This window comes from Thiocystis violascens DSM 198 (assembly GCF_000227745.2).
GTDB classification, from domain to species: domain Bacteria; phylum Pseudomonadota; class Gammaproteobacteria; order Chromatiales; family Chromatiaceae; genus Chromatium; species Chromatium violascens.
On sequence record NC_018012.1, the window covers coordinates 3,339,169 to 3,356,536 of the forward strand.

A 17,368-nucleotide genomic window follows, 5' to 3' on the forward strand; every position below is an offset into this window, starting at 1 on the left:
GGAATCCGCATGGAAACCGCCACGCTCACCATTCTGTTCGACAATTATCCGGGCCTGCCCGGACTCCAGACTCTCTGGGGTTTCTCCGCACTCATCCGCACGCCGGCTCGGACCGTCCTCTTCGATACCGGGAGCAACGGCCGCGCTCTGCTCAAGAACATGCGCGCGCTGGACATCGACCCCGCCGGTCTGGACATGGTTTTTCTCTCCCATGCGCACTGGGATCACATCGGCGGTCTGGACTCGATCCTGGAACTCAACCCGAACGTGACGGTGGTCATCCACGAGGGGTTTTCCAGGCATCTCGTCCATGACCTGCAAGGTCTCTGCGGCGAGTTGATCGTCGTCGGCTCCGAACCCCGCGAACTGGCCCCCGGCCTTCGTTCCACCGGCATGCTGGCCGCCGATCCGCCGGAGCATGCGCTGGTTCTGGATCTGGACGAATCGCTTGCGATCATCGGCGGCTGCTCGCATCCGGGGATCGAACGGCTCGTCGAACAGACCCGATCCGCGGATGGCAAGCCCGTCCGTTGGGCGATTGGCGGTTTCCATCTGATGTACTCCGATGCCTCCGCCATCGCGCGGGCCATCGCATCGCTGCGCCAGCTTGGCGTCACCGAGGTGGTGCCGACCCACTGCACCGGCGATGCCGCCCGGGCGGCGCTGCGTCAGGTCTATGGCGCGGGCTTTATCGAGGGCGGGGTCGGGCGCCGGATCGAACTGGTTCCACGAAGGCTGTAAACGCCTGACGCCGTTGCGCGCCGGCTATTATTCGGTTTGAACGTCACCGTTTGGCTTCCTCCGCCAGACAATCCGTGCAACTGGTCGCGTCAGGCGTTCGCGGTGCTCCTTCGGCATCGTTCAGCGCGAGCGCCGCGAGCCAATGCCGGAGCCGATCCACCCTCTATCCTTGCTTGGGTGCGAGTCCATGCGCGCAATGGTGCTTCGGCCCCAATCTCGTCACGCTTTACCCTTGGGCAATCCTGAGCAAGGGCAATAAATCGCCATTTTTCGCCACCGCCTCCCCCTCAAAATGACAAAATAGCGTCCCTTGTTTTGACACGCCGGCGCTTGCCGGTCTCAAAATTCCCTCAACGCAACCGACGAGAGAGACCAATCCAAACAATGAATACCACCACGAAACACGTTTTCGCCTTCGAGGACGGTGACGGCAAAAACAAACATCTGCTCGGCGGCAAGGGCGCCAATCTGTGCGAAATGACGCAGATCGGGCTGAATGTACCGCCGGGTTTCGTGATTTCGACCGCCGCCTGTCTGGACTATCTGGCCACGCCCGATCACACCTTGCCCGCCGGAATCATGGACGACGTGCACACGCAGATGCGCGCGCTGGAGCAGAAGACCGGCAAGGGGTTCGGCGATTCCGAGAACCCGTTGCTGGTTTCGGTGCGGTCGGGCTCGGCCATGTCCATGCCGGGCATGATGGACACCATTCTCAACCTGGGCCTGAACGAACAGACCCTGCAGGGCGTGATCCGCGCCACCGGCGACGCCCGCTTTGGCTACGACGCCTATCGACGCTTCATCCAGCTCTTCGGCAAGGTGGCCTTGGGCGTCCATGACGAGGCGTTCGACAAGGAATTCGCGGCGATCAAGGAGGCTGCGCATGCCAAGCAGGACGTGGATCTGTCCGCGACCGACCTCAAGGAGACCGCCGAACGCTTTCTGAAGGTGGTGCAGAACGCGACCGGCCGTCCCTTCCCGTCCGATCCCTACGAACAACTGGAGATCGCGATCAAGGCGGTCTTCAATAGCTGGGGTGGCAAGCGCGCGGTCGACTACCGCAAGCAGTTCCATATCACCCCGGAGATGGCCAACGGCACCGCGGTCAACGTGGTCACCATGGTGTTCGGCAACCGCGGCGACGACTCGGCCACCGGCGTGGCCTTCACCCGCAATCCGGCCTCCGGCGAGAACAAGCTCTACGGCGAGTATCTGGTCAATGCCCAGGGCGAGGACGTGGTCGCCGGTATTCGCACCCCCAAACCGATCGATCGGCTCAAGGTGGAGATGCCGGAGATGGCCAAGCAACTCGACGAGTTGCGCGACAAGCTGGAATCCCATTATCACGAGGTCCAGGATTTCGAGTTCACCATCGAGCAGGGTCAGCTCTATTGTCTCCAGACCCGCAACGGCAAGATGAACACGGTCGCCATGGTGCGGACTTCGATCGAGATGGAGCAGGAGGGTCTGATCAACAAGCAACAGGCGTTGCTGCGCATCGCGCCCGATTCGCTGGAACAGATGCTGTTTCCTCGCCTGGATCCTACCGTCAAGGCCGACGCGGTCGCGCAGGGCCTGCCGGCCTCGCCGGGCGCGGCCTCGGGCATCGCGGTTTTCGATGCCGACCGTGCCGAGCAACTCGGTCATGAGCAGGGGCTAAAGGTCATCCTGGTACGCGAAGAAACCAAACCCGAGGACATCCACGGCTTTTTCGCCGCCGAGGGCATTCTGACCTCGCGTGGCGGCAAGACCTCGCACGCTGCCGTGGTCGCGCGCGGCATGGGCAAACCCTGTGTGGCGGGCGCCGAGGGAATCAGCGTGGATGTCGACCGGCGCGAGGCGCGGGTCGGGCTCACCAGCTTCAAGGAGGGCGATGTCATCACGCTCGACGGCACCACCGGCAAGGTCTATCTGGGTGCCATCCCAACCGTGGAGCCGGACTTTACGCCGGAACTCAACACCCTGCTGGGCTGGGCGGACGCGGTGGCGCGGCTCAAGGTTCTGGCGAATGCCGACACCCCGGACGATGCCCGTCGGGCGCGTAGCTATGGCGCGGTCGGCATCGGTCTGGCGCGCACCGAACGCATGTTCAACGACGTGGAACGCCTGCCGATCGTGATCGAGATGATCGTCGCCGAGACGCCCGAAAAGCGTCAGGAGGCGCTCGATCGACTGCTGCCGCTCCAGCGCAAGGACTTCCGCGAGCTGTTCGAGGTGATGTCGCCGAATCCGGTCACCATCCGTCTGCTCGATCCGCCGATCCACGAGTTCCTGCCCGACGAGCATGTGCTGGAACGCGAGCTGTCGGAACTGCGGGTTCTCGCGCAGAACGCACGCGGCGTGACCGTCCTGGCCGGCGCCATGGGTCTGCTGCATGCCTCCGACGCCCTGCGTCACGAGGTCGACACCGCGCGCCGCCACATCGATCCGGCCGTGGTGGAAGAGGTCATCGCCAAGAAGGAAGCGATGCTGCGCAAGGTGCGGGCGCTCTACGAGACCAACCCCATGCTCGGTCATCGCGGCGTGCGGCTTGGCATCACCTTCCCCGAGATCTATCAGATGCAGGTGCGGGCGATCCTGGAGGCGGCGGCCGAATGCGCCAAGGCAGGGATCCAGGTCAAGCCCCAGATCAAGGTGCCCCAGGTCTGTACCGCAGCCGAACTGCGCAAGGTCAAGACCTTCGTCGACACCATCCATGCCGAGGTCGCCGAACGCTACGGCAAGCCGGTGAGCTTCAAGTTCGGCACCATGATCGAGGTGGTGCGGGCCTGTCTGCGCGCCGAGTCGCTAGCCGAGGAAGCCGAATTCTTCTCCTTCGGCACCAACGACCTGACCCAGGCGACCTTCTCCTTCTCGCGCGAGGATGCCGAGAACAAGTTCCTGCCGCTCTACAACCAGTCGGGCATCCTGCAGGACAACCCCTTCGATGTCCTGGACGTCAAGGGCGTCGGCAAGCTGATGAAACTGGCGGTGGACTGGGGGCGTTCGGTCAAGCCCGACCTGCATGTCGGCATCTGCGGCGAACACGGCGGCCATCCCGCCTCCATCGCCTTCTGTCACGAGGCCGGTCTGGATTATGTGAGCTGTTCGGGTCCGCGGGTGCCGGTGGCGCGTCTGGCGGCGGCGCATGCTGCGCTGCTGGCGGATTAACCTGATCGAAGGGTCGTACTGACCAAACCGGTTCCCAGGCCCTGCTTGGGAACCGGAACCGAGTTCATCCAGCATCCCTTCCTACTCTCGGTCACGCTTCTCCGACCCGGTTCCTGAAAACTGGATTGGCACTCAGCGGGAGGAAACACAGGCCGCATGAATACCAAGCCTTGGAAGACGAACGACCGGGGGAACTTCCAGCGAGAATCCTCGAAACATTCGCCTACCGCGCTCTGTCGGGAGTTGGATCAGGTTGTGGTGCTGGTGTCCGGCGAGCCACCAGAGGGTTTACTGGATGGCTTTGCAGACATCGCCCGGAATGCGGACCCGTCGTCAGAGTACGCCGCTCTGTTTCTGTTTCCTGGCATCGAACCGGGTTTGATCGTCGAGGCGGTAACGTGCGCCTCTCCGCTCATCCCGATCGTCAACATGACGGGCCGCGCTTGCCCCCGCGCCGATTTCTCCGCGCCCATGCCCTCGCGCTCGGCGCTCCGGGAAGGCTGGACGGCGATCGACGAAATTCGGGCGAAGCTGCGTTTGCTGCCACCCTTGCCCGAGGGTGAGGATCGCGATCCTTTAACCTTGTGCTATCTGGCCTTTTCGCGCGATGGTCAGTTAAATGGCGTCATCGACCCGCATGTCGAGGAGATGGTGTCTTATCCGCTCCTGACCGGAATTCCAGGATCGCGGGATATCCTGGAGTCGTTGGCCGAATCGGGATTGTTCGAGCGGCGGTTCTTCGAGCGCCTGCTGCTGTGCGAGCGGTGCGGATCGGCAAGAGCCTTGGCGCGGGAAGTCTGTCCGAGCTGCAACTCGGCGAACTTGGAAGAGATCCAGATCGTTCATCACTATCGCTGCGGACACCAGGCGTCACGGAGCGAGTTCGACGATGGCGAGAACCTGATCTGCCCTAAGTGCCGTCATCGCTTGAGACATTATGGCGTGGACTATGACACGCCCGGCGAGATGCAACGCTGCCGGACTTGTGGTAAGACCGCAGCGGAACCGCTGGTCTCGTTTCTCTGCGCCGATTGTAGTCATGAAACCCGCGGGGTCGATATCCAGACGCGCGAATACTCGCACTACCGACTCACCAAGGCAGGCGAACTGGCGGCGGAAGAAGGTCGCTTGCCGGGCCGTGAAATCGAGGAACTGTTGAGCCGTCTGGCGGGTTGGCGCAGCCCGCATAATCTGGCGCTGATCCTGGAATCGATCCATCGCGTGCACACACGCTATGAACGTCCCTATACGGTGGTCTCCATCCCGGTGCCCGATTTGGAACAGGCGCGCCAGGAACTCGGCGCGACCGGCATCACGCGGCTACGGCGTGCCCTTGTGGACATGCTCCGCGAGAGTTTGCGTAGCGCGGACTTCGTCGCGCTGCACGAAGGGCGGATCGTCATGCTGCTTCCCGAAACTGACCCGGCGAACGGAGAGGCGGTTATGAAACGACTGAGCCAGCAGATTCGGGAAAGCTTCGGCGAGAAGATGCGGTTGGAGGCAAGCCTCGTGGGGTACGATCAATCGCCATCCCTGATCGCCATGCTGTCTAAACGCTGACCGCGCGGCCATGCTAGAAGACGGTCTGGCGTTTCTCGCCTCGCAGGATTTCAGATCCCTCATCTCGGTCTTCTGGTATTTCGCCATCTTCGAGATCCCGCGCTATACGCTCTCGACGATTGCGGTCGGCGTGCATGCGGCCTTCCATCGTCCCTATCCGCGCACGCCGGCGACCACGCCGGCGAGCGTGCTCATGGTCGGCCACAACGAAACCAAGGGTCTGGTCCGCTCGGTCAGATCTCTCCACGAGCAGACGCACCGCAATCTGCAGATTGTCGTGGTCGATGACGGTTCGACCGAGCCGATGACGGAACTGGCACTGCGTCTGCAGCAGCAGGGTCTGGTGGATACGGTCGTATCGGCGGGGATTCGCGGCGGTAAGGCGGCCGCGCTGAACCTCGGACTGCGGTATTGTCGGCATGACATCATCGTGGTGGCGGACATCGATACCTCTTTCGATCGAGATGCGGTGGAACACCTGTTGCGTCCGCTGGTGCACGATCCGAGCATCGGCGCGGTCGGCGGGAATATTGCCGTCCGAAATCCGCGCGCGTCGCTTCTCACCCGTTTCCAATCGCTCGAATATTTCAGCAATATCTCGCTCGGGCGCCAGTTCACCTCGATGTTCGGAATTCTGGCCATCGTCTCCGGCGCCTTCGGCGCCTACCGGCGCAGAGGGCTAGAGACCGTCGGCGGTTGGGACGTAGGGCCTGGCGACGATAGCAATGTCACCACCAAGATCCGCCGCGCTGGTTGGCGCATTATCTTCGAGCCCCAGGCCTGGGCGCTAACGGACGTGCCGGTGACGGATCGCGCGCTCGACAATCAACGGTTGCGTTGGAACCGCAGCCTAATCCGTAACCGATGGCGCAAATTCCGGTCGGTATTTAATCCTTTTCAGCATAATTTTTCGACGGCCGACATGGTGGCCGCAATCAATCTTCTGTGGTTTCATCTCGTGCTAACGTTTGCCTGGGTCGGCTACATTACCTATCTCGTCCTCAACCATGGAGCCGACGCATTGGTGTTGCTGATCGCACTGCATGCTTTGGTCATTTTTTTCGACTACTTCGAGTTTGCGGTAGCCATGTTGTTCGTGCCGCGCCCCGGCATGTGGCGCTTGCTCGCCTATGTCCCCGGTATGACCTTCTACGTCGCTTATTATATGCGCATTAACCGCCTGCGAGCCTATCTGAGCGAACTCGTCCTGCGCCGCTCATACACTGATCCATTTTATCCATCCAAGGTTCGTGACGCTCAGGATCAGTTTTGACCATGCAACGAATCCGTCCCAAGATTCGTGTCGATCAGCTACGGAGCGAAGCACGCCCAGTCAAACGGGGGGCTGTCGGTCGTTATGTCTATCTCGCGCTTCTTCTATTTTTTGTGTTTTATCTGATCGATATTGTCACCGAAGGGCTGTTCTTTCTGGAAGGAGAGGGGATGATCGTTCGCGATGCCCAGGTTATCGCCGCCGAGCGTGTCGCGACCGTCACCGAATTGTCTGTCAAGCTTGGCGACGAGGTGACCGAGGGACAAAGGCTCGCGCGCCTGCGCTCCCAGGATGCCCTGGAAACCCTGGTCAGACTCACGGCCGATTTGACGCAGGCGGAATTCTCGCTAACCGAGATGCGTATCCGTAGCAAGGCACTGAATGGACTGATCGACGAGGCGCGGATTCGGGTCTCCTGGAATGAAAATGCACGACGCGAGCTGAGCCGGGCGGATAAAGAGGGCCTGCTGATTCGGCATCAGGGGGCGCAGATGGTTGACGACACCTACCAAAGCATCTCGGAGCTTCGTCAATTGGAGATCGAACGCGACACCATCGCTGCCGAGTTGCCGAGTCTTGAAACCCGGGTGATGTCGGCCAGACAGGTGCTGGATGCGCTCACCGGAGTCTATAATGACGGTTATGTGCACGCGCCGGCGAAAGGGACCGTGGGGGCGCTGGAGGTGGAGTTGGGAAGCGTGGTCAAGGTCGGCGATCAAGTTTTGCGCATCCATGAGGGATCCGCCTATGTGCTGGCGTATCTGCCGACGGGTAGCTTTCATCGGGTCCGCGAAGGCGAGTCTGTCACGCTGCGGGATGGGATCTGGGTTGCGACGGGCCGGGTGGAGCGCATTCTGCCGCTGGCGACCGTCCTCCCGCCAGAGTTCAAGCGCGCCTTCGAGGCGGTGCGGACGCAGCAGATCGTTCGCATCGCACTGTCCGGCGCGACGGAGCCCCCTCCGCTCTTCACCAAGGTCGAGATTAGTTGGGAACACTCCCCCTGGGGTTGGGTTGCCCGCGCCTTGGAGCGTCTCAGGATGCACCTTGACCCCGACCGAGCAACCATGGAGGTATTGCCATCGACGGGATAGCAATCTTTCGATATGGTTTTCTTAAAAAGGGCGTTATGCGTCCGATGCGTCAATTCCTGCCATGCCTGACAATTTGCGACAGGGTGTTTTAACGGCGATTGCGTTTATGTCCGTTCCAGTCAGGCGTTATCCATCCCAATCCAGCCGTTCGATCGCAACGGCGCATGTTGCTGGGCGCCTCTAACGGCGCGAATATTGCGTTTAAAAATATATTATCTCGACGCCTGCGCTGATCGCGCACGGAGATTTTTTCATGAATAGCGCGAACGCCCGTACTCGTCGCCTGCTTGGTCTCTGTCTGACGCTGGCAACTGGCTTTTCGTCAGCGACAGTGATCAAGGACGCCACCAACTTTGAAACGGAAGCGCGCGCTCGATACGGCGACGGTTCGCTCCGTCTCGAGAGTTTCGATTCGGCGCTGCCCGGTCAATACAAAACCGGAACGCCATCCCTCAGACTCGATAATCTGACCCTGTATTCGTCGCGCTTCAGCGTCGTCGACGAAACGCATTACCTGTCCGCTGGAGCAGGACATGCGATCAATGCGGTTCCCGGGGGGTGGGGCCTCGGGGATGCTGGCTGGACTTCGGAGTTCAATTCCTACAGCTCAGTGCGGTTCGTTTTTGACCGACCGATTCAGTTTTTCGGCCTGGATGTGTATGACCTCGGAACTTCGACGGGGCAATCCCTATTGCGGGCAAGTTTGGACGGCAGCGCGGCGTTCGACCTGTTGCTCCAGGGAGCGCCTTGGGGAAGCGCGCCATGCGATCCCGCGGTCAGTGGATATGGCTGCCATAACAACGTATATTTAAGTACTTCATTGTTCGCGGGTTTTTTTAGCGACAAGGCTTTCCGATCGATTGAGTTGACTCTGATCGAGGGGGAATCGGTCAAACCGGGCGGTTTCGTCAAGGACGATTATGTCGGGTTCGACAATCTGCGCTATGGGTATGCTGTCCCAGCGCCGGCAACCTTCGGCCTGGTTGGTCTCGGATTGTTGTTGCTTGTCGGTGGCGTCGGCGGGCCGTGGCGCTCGCCAACCTAAACTAGTCTCGAAAACCGGACAGCCATTTAAGCTGTCAAGCGGGCACGAAAGAGTGCGGCAATTCTCAGTAGGCTTGACGTTCGCCGTCTCCTGACGCTGTTCGTGGCGATCCTGAAGCCGTTCGTGGTGAGGCCCTCGAACCACGAATGGCTTCACGCTCCGAGTCTGCGGGTATCCCGTTCGTTCCATTCGACGGACTTATGACAGGCTTCCCCCTTCGATCCTACCACCACGGCAAATGTCTCCGCGCCGCTGAACACGCCCAGCGCAGTTGCCGGGCTGGCGGGCAGCGTCCCCTAGCAACCGGCCTGATGGCGCCAGCCGTAGAGGGTGCGGGATGCCCAACTCGCGCGCCAACGCCTGCACGCGGACATGATTGGGCGGGAGCCGCTTCATCATGATCCACGCATCCGCATCAATCGACCCAAACGAGACAGCATGCTTCGCCGCTCCGCGCGAAGTTGCAGGATTTCGGCCAGCAGCAGGAGCGCGACCATGCCGTAGGCGCCCCAGACGAAAAAGGCATAGCCGCCTTGCGAGAAAAACTCGGTCATTTGCGGTCTCCGTCGGTCAAGAGTTCGCGCACCCAGGCGCTCTCCGCTTCGCGCGTCAGGATGATGCCGCGCAGACGCATGAAGGTGGTAGCGAAGGAATACATCCAGAACGCCAGGGTCATGGTCAGCATCGCAAACAGGATGTTGCCGTCCATGCGGCCCAGGCCGGAACGCTGATGCAGCGCCGCGCACTGGTTCGGGTCCGGACAGTTGATGGACCAGAAGATGACCGGCACCATGACGAGCCCGACAAGCGCGAGCAGGGCGGAGGCGCGATCCGCGCGGCGCACATCGTCGATGGCCGAATGCAGCGCCATGTAGCCGATATACATGAAAAACAGCACCAGTTCGGAGGTCAGGCGCGGATCCCAATCCCAATAGGTGCCCCAGCTCGGACGGCCCCAGAAGGCCCCGGTCCAGAGTGCCAGGAAGGTGAAGATGGCCCCGGTCGGCGCGATCGCGTTGGCCATCATGAACGACAGCCGGGTGTTGAACGCCAGCCCGATCGCGGCCCAGCCGACCATGACGACATAAAGCCACATCGACATCCAGGCCGAGGGGACGTGGATGAAGATGATGCGGTAATACTCCTTCTGCGGGTTGCCGCCGCCAAGCCGGTCGGCCGTCTCGAAGAAGCCCCAATAGAGGCCAACGATGAGCAGAATGACCGTCAGGCCCCAAAACACCGGAATGAGTCGTCCGGCGAGCGGATAGAAGGAGGCGGGGGATGAAAATTTGAACCAGTTGAGGGTCATTGGGTTGAGTATGGTCGTTGGAGTTGGAGATCTGAATGATGATGAATCGAAACTGACCGTGATGGCTTTTGATTTACGCTAGGCCGCTCGTCGGGGTAACGGAAGTTGAAATCTTCCAGCGACGACTCCGGCAACGGTCAAATCCTCGTCAAGCTCGTCCCATCTCAATGCATGGCCGTTCACTTCGATTTGAACTTCTTTCAGTTGTTGTTCAGATGCCTGACTCAGGATTTGAAAACGATCAGCGGGAAAGCCGAAAATCCGTCCATCCGTCAATTCAAGATAGACCATTCTTTTTTCCGCCCAAGCCCTGACGGCAACAGGCTCTGTTTCACTGATGGTATTCATGGTATTGATCAACAAAGGATTGTCTCTGTTCAAATATAAGTCTCTCAATCTCTCGTAAATCATGAGGGGGTATCCCACGATTACGCGCTAAAGTAACAGGTGAGAGCCAGAACTTGCACTCGCCATCGGAGCAGCGCACATGAATGTGCGGTGGCTCAGCACCTTCATCTGAATAAAAATGAAAACGAAATCGACCAATTTTCATCACCGTCGGCATTTTATCTCTGTCTCCACGGTCAGCCATGATCGACGACTATTCGATCGAAATCCGCAACGCCGCCGCCGAGGCAACCGGGGCAAAAATCAGTGCGACCACCAGAAACGCGCCCAGCAATGAAAGGTAAGGTCCGATATCCGCCAGGTCGATAGTACTGACCTCCACCGCACCCGCGCCATAGACCAGAACCGGAATATAAAGCGGCAGAATCAGCAGCGACAACAGGATTCCGCCGCCGCGCAGGCCGAGCGTTAGGGCCGCGCCGATGGCGCCGATCAGGCTCAGGATCGGTGTGCCGAGCAGGAGCGAGAACATCATGACGCCGATCGCGGTCTCCGACAGGTGATACTGCATGCCGACCAGCGGGGCGATCAGCACCAGCGGCAGCCCGGTCAGGAGCCAGTGGGCGGCGATCTTCGCCAGCACCAGCAGCGCCAGCGGTTGGGCGGTCAGCAACATCTGCTCCAGCGTACCGTCCTCGTAGTCCGCCGCGAAGAGGCGCTCCAGGGCCAGCATCGAGGCCAGCAAAGCCGCCACCCAGACCACTCCGGGTCCGAGAATGCGCAGTACCTGATGTTCGGTGCCGACACCGAGCGGAAAGAGGCTCACCACGATCACGAAAAAAAACAGCGTGGTCAGCACGTCCGTGCGTCGGCGCAGGGCGAGCGTCAGATCGCGTATCAGAATGCACCAGAAGACTCGCAGCATGACGATCAGTTCCCCAGATCCAGACGTTCGACCTGACCCGAGGTCAGCGGCACTTCCTGATGCGTCGTCAGAACCGCCAGTCCGCCCGCGTCGACATGCGCCGAAATCAGGCTCTGGAGCAGTGCGACGGCATCGACATCCAGCGCGGTGAAGGGTTCGTCCAGCACCCAGAGCCTGGATCGGGTCAGGATGAGTCGGGCCAGCGCGACGCGCTTTTTCTGGCCCTGGGAGAGCATGCGGGTGGGCAGATCCTCGAAACCGGCGAGCCCGATGCGTCCGAGCGCTTCCCAGATGGCGGGCCTGTCCACGTCGTCGCCATCGAGCGTGGCGGCGACGGCCAGGTTTTCGATTCCGGTCAAATCGCCCTTGATGCCGTTCAGATGACCGAAATAGAGCAGATCCCGCCGGTAGTCCTCGCCCAGACGACGGATGGATTCGCCCTGCCAGCGGATGTCGCCGGCATCCGGGGTGAAGAGACCGCAGAGGGTACGCAGAAGGGTCGTCTTGCCGCTGCCGTTGCGTCCGCGCACGTGCAGCAGGGTGCCTGCGCCGAGGGCAAAATCCAGGTTGGAGAACAGCCGCCGGTCGCCGCGCCGGCATTCCAGCTTTGTCACCTCAAGCATGTTTGAGCTTGGATCATGTTGTGCGGCGGGATCCGATTCGTTGACGCGGACAAACCGGCGCCTGGGCCGGCAGTGCCGCTGCCATGATTGGGCGAGCCATCTGGCTCACGCGGTTGAGCGGGTAACCATAAACGCTCGGGGCAATTTCGACAACCGCGCAATCCAGGAATGCAGAAACGTTTTTCGTTGCGCACATAACCAACATGGCGCGCACTTTGCGTCGTCGCGACCCATTTGTTGCAGGCTGGCGATGACATCCGCGCGGTCAGGAGCGACGGGACCATGCGGATGTCTCGACGACCATGATTGAGACGCGCGCGTCTTACGGACGCACGCGATCGATCCTGACCGAGACCTGACGGGTTCCGTCCAGTTGAATCGGTCCGATCTCGCCTTCGAGATCGCCCGCTTGCGGCGTGGCCTGTCCGGTCCGCGAAACGCGGGCGCCGACGATGACCTCGGGGAAGGCCGAGAGACGCATTGCCGGGTTCATCGCGAGGCTGTCGTCCAGGGTGACCGAACGGGGTAGATCCTTGACCCGCAGGCGCAGCGCGGCGAGCGGCATGGGCGGACCGGCGGCGGCGCGCGCGAAGACGAACACCGTCTGGTCCGGCCTGACCTGGGGGGCGATGGCGGGATCCAGGGTCACTTCGACGGCGAGGCTGGCGCCGGCCGCTGGCTCCGGGGTGGCGGTGACGCTTGCCGGGATCGGGTCGGACTGCGCCAATGACGGCGACTCGTCCGCCACTGGCGCCGGCGCGGTCGCTGGCGCGCCAATGGTCGGCGTCGACGCTGTTTCAGGCTGTCCGGCGCGGCTGTTGGCTTCATCGACCATCTGGCGCAGATTGTTGGCCTCCTCGCTGCCCGGCTCCAGTTCGTCGAGGATCTTTTGCCAGGCGACGGCGGCGGTTTGGTACTGACCGCGCTGGTAGGAAATCATCCCGTCCAGCCAGCGCGCATTGGCGTTGGCGGGCTCCTGTTGCAGCGCGGCGCCGATCAGTTCGGCCGGCTTTCCCTCCAGACTCTTGGTGTCGCTGGCTGCGGCGAGCGCCTCGGCGTAGGCGAGCATCACCTCGGTCTGATTCGGTGCAAGTTCATAGGCTTTGGAGATGGCGTCGAGTCCCTGGTCCCTCTGGTCCATGGCGAAATAGGTTCGCCCGAGCATCAGCCAGCCTTCGAGATTCGCTGGGTTTTCCTTCATGCGTGCTTCCAGCCGCTCGACCAGTACCTCCATGGAAGGCGCGTCCTGACCGCCCGCTCCGTCGGCCGGGAGCGGCTGTCCGCTGGCGGCGGCCTCCAGGCGGGGGGCAATCTCCAGGTCGCCGAGTTGCAGATACATCAGCACGGCGGCGGACGGCACGGCGAGAGTCAGGATCGTGGCCAGTCCCCAGCGTCCCAAGGCTGAGGTCGGCTTGCCGGCGGAGGACGCGGTGCCATCGCCGTCGACATCGCGCAGGAGATCGCGCTCCAGATCGCGGCGGGCGGCGGCGTACTGATCCTGGTCGAGAAAACCGGCCCCGAGATCGGCGTCCAGCTCCCGTAGGCGCTGGTTGAAGACATCGAGATTGAGCGCGTCCTGCTCCGGCGCGTCGTTGGCGGTCTCCGGGCGCGCGAGCGGCAGAAGGATGAACGACAGCGCCAGACCGATCAGGCCGGCGGCAAGTATCCAGAAGATCATCATGAGGCCCTAATCCTGGTGGTCGCCAGTCTTGGCGAGAAGTTGCTGAAGGCGGGCCTGCTCGGCCTCGCTGAGATCCTGTTCAGGCTCGGCCTTTTTGCGTTGCAGGGTCCGAAACAGCAGAAAGCCGCCGACGCCGACCAGGAGGAAGGGGCCGAACCAGAGGATATAGGTCGAGGGTTTAATGGGCGGTTCGTAGAGCACGAAATCGCCATAGCGAGCCACCAGGAAGTCCACGACCTCCTGCCGGCTCTGGCCCTCCCGCATCATCCGATAGACCTCCTCGCGCAGATCCTGGGCGACGCCGGCCTGCGAGCCGGCCAGCGATTCGTTCTGGCACACCAGGCAGCGCAGCTCGCCGATCAGATCCCGAAACTCGTCGTGCTGGGCCGGGTCGTCGAAGGTGAATTCTTCCAGCGTATAGGCGTGCGCCGTGCCGAACGCGAGCGCGCCGGCCAGCAGGGCGCTCGAAAACAGGCGTTTACTGTCAATGGGCATCATGATTGGTCCAGGTTGTTTCCCGCTCCCTTGTAGAGACAAGGCATTGCCTTGTCTCTACGCCCCCCTACCCAGCCGGAAGAGAGATTATTTGGCGCGGTATTGTTCGACAACGGGAAGGATTTCGGACTCCCAGACGGCGCGATCGATGGGGCCGATTCGCTTGTGGCGGATGATCCCCTCGCCATCCACCACGAAGGTTTCGGGAGCGCCGTAGACGCCCCAGTCGATTCCCGAGCGGTTGTCCGGATCATAGAGGCTGAGCGCATAGGGATCGCCATACTGACGAAGCATCTGCAAGGCTTCCGGTCGGGTGTCCTTCCAGTTGAAGCCGATCACCTGCACGTCGTTCTCGCGAGCGATACGCATCAGTTCGCCGTGTTCCTGACGGCAGGACGGACACCAGGAGGCCCAGACATTCACCAGCGAAACCTTGCCGAGCAGAATGTCCTTCGTGAGCGTCTGGCTCGGATCCTTCAGCGACTGGAGCGTGAAGGACGGTGCCGGTTTGTCGACCAGCGGCGACGGAACCTTGCGGGGATCCAGTCGCAATCCATAAAAAAGCAGGGCGGCCAGGACGAGGAAGATGCCCAGCGGGATGAGTGCGCGTGACGCGGAGTTGCTCATGATTCAAACGCCTCAAGCGCGGACGGTTGCAGTGATTGCGCCCGCGCCGACGCGTGCGGGAGCGGTACGATAACGCCGGTCGGTGATGGCCAGAACGCCCCCCAAGGCCATCAGGATGCAGCCGAGCCAGATCCAGCGGACATAGGGTTTGTAGTAGACCCGCAAGGCCCAGTCGCCGGACACGCCGATCGGTTCGCCGAGCGAGATATAGATGTCGCGCAGGAAACCGGCGTCGATCCCCGCCTCGGTCATCGGCATGCCGCCCGAGAAATACTTGCGCTTTTCGGGGTAGAGCCGGGTGATCTCCCGTTCGCCTTGATAGACGACAAACTCGCCCCGGAAGGCATCGTAATTCGGACCTTTGACCATCTCGACGCCGTTGAACTGGAAGCGATGGCCCGAGTCCTCGTGTACTCCGCCGGGCGACATGCGGATATCCGTCTCGGTGCCCTGATTGGACACCATGGTGACGCCGACGATAAACACGGCGACGCCGAGATGGGCCAGCCACATGCCGTAATAGCTGCGGCTGTTGCCGCCGAGGTCAGCCGCCAGACCCTTGAGCCAGCCCCGATGCCGGAGACGGTCGAACAGGCTGATGAGGTGGGTCGCGACCAGCCAGACCGCCATGCCGAGCCCGAATCCGACCGCGAGCTGGCCCGCCGGGACGAGCGACGACGTCGTGACGATCAGAGTCAGGATGCCGAGCGCGAGAGCCAGCCACAGCGAGCGGAGCAGACGCTTCGGTTCGTCGTGTTTCCAATGGGTCAGTGGGCCGATGCCCATTGCCAAAATCAGCAACGGCGACAGGAACACGAACATCTTGTTGAACCAGGGGAACCCGACCGAGATCTTGCCCCAGCCGGCGGCATCGTAGATCAGTGGCGCGAGCGTGCCGAACAGCACCAGCACCGCCAGCGTGGCGAGCAGCAGGTTATTGATCAGCAGAAAGGTCTCGCGCGACACCAGATCGAAACGCCCACCGCCGGAGATCGCGGGCGCGCGCCAGGCATAGAGCGCCAGCGAGCCGCCGATCACGATGCAGAGGAAGATCAGGATGAAGGTGCCGCGTGTCGGATCGGTCGCGAAGGCATGGACCGAGGTGAGCACCCCGGAGCGGACCAGGAAGGTGCCGAGCAGCGAGAGCGAAAAGGCCGAGATCGCCAACAGCACGGTCCAGTTTTTAAAGGCGGCGCGTTTCTCGGTCACCGCGAGCGAATGCATGAGCGCGGTTCCGACCAGCCAGGGCATGAAGGAGGCATTTTCGACCGGATCCCAGAACCACCAGCCGCCCCAGCCGAGTTCGTAATAGGCCCACCAGGAGCCGAGCGCGACCCCGATGGTCAGGAAGATCCAGGCAGCGGTCGTCCAGGGCCGTGACCAGCGCGCCCAGGCCGAGTCCAGCTTGCCGCCGATCAGGGCCGCGATGGCGAAGGCGAATGCGACCGAGAAGCCGACATAACCCATGTACAGCATGGGCGGATGGATCGCCAGACCCGGATCCTGCAACAGTGGATTGAGATCGCGGCCTTCGAGCGGCACCGGAAATATGCGGTCGAAGGGATTCGAGGTCAGCACCATGAACAGCAGAAAACCGATCGCGACCATGCCCTGCACCGAGATCACCCGCGCGATCATGGGGAGCGGCAGGTTCTTGCTGAAGGCGGCGACCGCCGCGCCCCAACCGGCCAGCATCAGCACCCAGAGCAGCAGCGACCCTTCATGAGCGCCCCAGATGGCCGAGACCTTGTAGGCGGTCGGCATCAGCGAATTGGAGTTGGTCGCCACATAGATGACCGAGAAATCGTCGATCAGAAAGGCTTGCAGCAGACAGAGGAAGCTGATCCCGATAAAGGTCAACTGACCCCAGGCGAGCGGGCGGGCAAGCTCCATCCAGGCGCGATTGCCGGAAAAAGTCCCCAGCAATGGCACGCTCGCTTGGACCAGTGCCAGCATCAGCGCCAGGATCAGCGCGAAATGACCGAGTTCAGGCACCATCAGTTGGTTGCTCCGGACGCCGGGGCGGAGGCGGCTTCGACGACGCCCTCGGCATGCGCCGTCTGGAGCGTGCTCGCGACCTCGGGTGGCACATATTCCTCATCATGCTTGGCGAGTACCTCGTCGGCATAAAAGACCCCGTCCGACCCCAGTTTCCCCTTGGCCACGACGCCGGTGCCCTCGCTGAAGAGATCGGGCAGGATGCCGGTATAGGCGACCTTGACCGTCTCGGCGTTGTCCGTCACGTCGAAGTGCACCGTGAGACCGTCCTGCTGGCGCGCGAGCGTCCCTTTGGTGACCAGTCCGCCGAGCCGGAAGACATGATCCGGCGGCGCCTCGTTCGCGAGCACCTGCGAGGGACTGAAGAAATACGAGATATTGCTTTTCAGCGCGGTCAGGGCCAGGGCCGAGGCCGTGCCGATCCCGAGGATCGCCAGGCCCACGAAGACGAGTCTTTTTTGTCTTGCTTTCATGGTCAGTGCCGGTGGTTTGAGTGAGG

At 61.8% G+C, this 17,368-nt stretch carries 17 protein-coding genes; 6 read left to right on the forward strand and 11 right to left on the reverse strand.

Translation table 11 applies throughout. The features are described from left to right. Positions 1-9: 9 nt before the first annotated feature. The 6 genes from THIVI_RS14800 (at position 10) to THIVI_RS14825 (ending at position 8,863) form a co-directional block, all read left to right on the forward strand. Entirely contained in the window at positions 10-741 is a 732-nt protein-coding gene (locus THIVI_RS14800) for an MBL fold metallo-hydrolase (RefSeq protein WP_014779347.1), read from the forward strand. A 384-nt stretch (positions 742-1,125) separates the two neighbouring features. Next, positions 1,126-3,894 (forward strand): pyruvate, phosphate dikinase, encoded by a 2,769-nt coding sequence (gene ppdK / locus THIVI_RS14805; protein WP_014779348.1) that lies wholly within the window; start codon positions 1,126-1,128, stop codon positions 3,892-3,894. Between the two features lie 156 nt (positions 3,895-4,050). Further along, positions 4,051-5,454, forward strand: a complete 1,404-nt coding sequence (locus THIVI_RS14810) for a TackOD1 domain-containing metal-binding protein (RefSeq protein ID WP_014779349.1) — start codon at positions 4,051-4,053, stop codon at positions 5,452-5,454. A 130-nt stretch (positions 5,455-5,584) separates the two neighbouring features. Beyond that, positions 5,585-6,727, forward strand: coding sequence for a glycosyltransferase family 2 protein (locus THIVI_RS14815; RefSeq protein ID WP_217160900.1), 1,143 nt, complete (start codon positions 5,585-5,587; stop codon positions 6,725-6,727). A 2-nt stretch (positions 6,728-6,729) separates the two neighbouring features. After that, complete coding sequence (locus THIVI_RS14820; RefSeq protein ID WP_014779351.1) at positions 6,730-7,818, forward strand: HlyD family secretion protein; 1,089 nt, start codon at positions 6,730-6,732, stop codon at positions 7,816-7,818. A 253-nt stretch (positions 7,819-8,071) separates the two neighbouring features. Further along, positions 8,072-8,863: a hypothetical protein gene (locus THIVI_RS14825; protein ID WP_014779352.1), complete on the forward strand. Its 792-nt coding sequence runs from the start codon at positions 8,072-8,074 to the stop codon at positions 8,861-8,863. Positions 8,864-9,258: 395 nt separating this feature from the next. Here THIVI_RS14825 and ccmD read toward each other — a convergent pair whose 3' ends face one another. From ccmD to ccmE, 11 genes are all read right to left on the reverse strand, one after another. After that, on the reverse strand, positions 9,259-9,417 hold the full coding sequence (ccmD, locus tag THIVI_RS14830) for a heme exporter protein CcmD (RefSeq protein WP_014779353.1): 159 nt from the start codon (positions 9,415-9,417) through the stop codon (positions 9,259-9,261). After that, the gene (gene ccsA / locus THIVI_RS14835) at positions 9,414-10,172 is read right to left on the reverse strand and encodes a cytochrome c biogenesis protein CcsA (RefSeq protein WP_014779354.1); all 759 of its coding nucleotides are present in this window, start codon (positions 10,170-10,172) and stop codon (positions 9,414-9,416) included. Before ccsA ends, ccmD begins: the two co-directional genes overlap by 4 nt. 78 nt (positions 10,173-10,250) lie before the next feature. Next, positions 10,251-10,520, reverse strand: coding sequence for a DUF2442 domain-containing protein (locus THIVI_RS23840; protein ID WP_157174472.1), 270 nt, complete (start codon positions 10,518-10,520; stop codon positions 10,251-10,253). Beyond that, a complete protein-coding gene (locus THIVI_RS23845; RefSeq protein ID WP_245537279.1) occupies positions 10,504-10,764 on the reverse strand; it encodes a DUF4160 domain-containing protein in 261 nt (86 codons plus the stop codon). Before THIVI_RS23845 ends, THIVI_RS23840 begins: the two co-directional genes overlap by 17 nt. A gap of 9 nt (positions 10,765-10,773) precedes the next feature. Next, positions 10,774-11,445 carry a heme exporter protein CcmB gene (gene ccmB / locus THIVI_RS14845; RefSeq protein ID WP_014779357.1) on the reverse strand — a complete coding sequence of 224 codons (672 nt, stop codon included), beginning with the start codon at positions 11,443-11,445 and terminating at the stop codon, positions 10,774-10,776. Positions 11,446-11,450: 5 nt separating this feature from the next. Next, a complete protein-coding gene (gene ccmA, locus THIVI_RS14850) occupies positions 11,451-12,068 on the reverse strand; it encodes a cytochrome c biogenesis heme-transporting ATPase CcmA (RefSeq protein WP_014779358.1) in 618 nt (205 codons plus the stop codon). Positions 12,069-12,390: 322 nt separating this feature from the next. Beyond that, positions 12,391-13,749 carry a c-type cytochrome biogenesis protein CcmI gene (gene ccmI / locus THIVI_RS14855; protein WP_014779359.1) on the reverse strand — a complete coding sequence of 453 codons (1,359 nt, stop codon included), beginning with the start codon at positions 13,747-13,749 and terminating at the stop codon, positions 12,391-12,393. A 6-nt stretch (positions 13,750-13,755) separates the two neighbouring features. After that, on the reverse strand, positions 13,756-14,247 hold the full coding sequence (locus THIVI_RS14860; RefSeq protein WP_014779360.1) for a cytochrome c-type biogenesis protein: 492 nt from the start codon (positions 14,245-14,247) through the stop codon (positions 13,756-13,758). A gap of 84 nt (positions 14,248-14,331) precedes the next feature. After that, on the reverse strand, positions 14,332-14,871 hold the full coding sequence (locus THIVI_RS14865; RefSeq protein WP_014779361.1) for a DsbE family thiol:disulfide interchange protein: 540 nt from the start codon (positions 14,869-14,871) through the stop codon (positions 14,332-14,334). Between the two features lie 12 nt (positions 14,872-14,883). Further along, positions 14,884-16,869 carry a heme lyase CcmF/NrfE family subunit gene (locus THIVI_RS14870; RefSeq protein ID WP_014779362.1) on the reverse strand — a complete coding sequence of 662 codons (1,986 nt, stop codon included), beginning with the start codon at positions 16,867-16,869 and terminating at the stop codon, positions 14,884-14,886. Next, positions 16,869-17,342, reverse strand: coding sequence for a cytochrome c maturation protein CcmE (gene ccmE / locus THIVI_RS14875; protein WP_014779363.1), 474 nt, complete (start codon positions 17,340-17,342; stop codon positions 16,869-16,871). The genes THIVI_RS14870 and ccmE overlap by 1 nt, the downstream gene beginning before the upstream one ends. Positions 17,343-17,368: the final 26 nt, after the last annotated feature.